This window comes from Streptococcus sp. GMD1S (genome assembly GCF_000296875.1).
Lineage (GTDB): Bacteria > Bacillota > Bacilli > Lactobacillales > Streptococcaceae > Streptococcus.
In genome coordinates this window covers 1-941 of the sequence record NZ_AJQY01000193.1, presented here as the reverse complement: position 1 = coordinate 941, position 941 = coordinate 1, and the positions used below count along the sequence as shown (strand labels likewise).

General features: G+C 32.5%; 1 protein-coding gene. It reads right to left on the bottom strand.

The window, feature by feature from the left end:
* Positions 1 to 180: 180 nt before the first annotated feature.
* Positions 181 to 897, bottom strand: a complete 717-nt coding sequence (locus GMD1S_RS08210; protein ID WP_025172971.1) for a hypothetical protein — start codon at positions 895 to 897, stop codon at positions 181 to 183.
* Positions 898 to 941: the final 44 nt, after the last annotated feature.

Sequence of the window (941 nt, the reverse complement as noted above, 5' to 3'; positions counted from 1 at the left end):
AATCCTCCTAAAAGTAACATTGTGAGAAATATGCGTTTTTTCATAACCCTCTCCTTACTTATGATATTCAATAAAACAACTAATCATAGTTCCCTTATAGTATACCATAAAAGAAACATTTCCTTGCTATCTTATTAAAATTCGTTAGTCAGATTAGAAGCATCTAAGGTCGGCACATTACTATTTGGCATCTATCTTCTTCATACTCTTACTTTTTCCTGTTATAAGTTCTGAATGAGATATATTTTCTCCGTCAAAAACCACAGGATAACCGTATTCATAGCCAATAGTTGCAGAGTGGTCTGCACTAATAAAAAGGTCTAACGATTCACTTGATTGTATATGGAAGTAATCCTGAATAATTTTACTATTTACATTTTTATAAGTAATAGAAGCATCACCAGTCTCCCAATTATAGTACGTTTTTTTGAGTTCCAATTGAGACAAAATTGCTTTATTTAGTTCTAACTTTTGAAATAAAAACCCATCATAAAACAAATCATCTTTAGAAACTTCTGGATTCAAAAATTCCAATCCTTTTTCAGTGTACACAACACGGCTTTCTAAAAGCACTTTTTCTTCATAAGGATTACCTCGAGCTTCTATTCTTTTAAAATTACCAGTTATTTCTTTTGTTTCTGCATTTCCTACGAGTTCAATCTTCTGATAACGAGAATAGTCCTTCGTCTCATCGTAGGTATCAATACTTCTAATCTCAAACCCTTCCGGAAATTGCTTAAACAAGTCAAAGAGATTTTCAGTTGGATAGACACGACTAACCTCAGAGACTTTGTTCTCAATCCATGCTCGACTGTTCTTATTTTCTCCACATCCTGCCAATCCTATCATTATCAATCCTCCTAAAAGTAATATTGCGAAAAACGCGCGTTTTTTCATAACCTTCTCCTTATTTATGATATTCAACAAAATAGCTAATCATA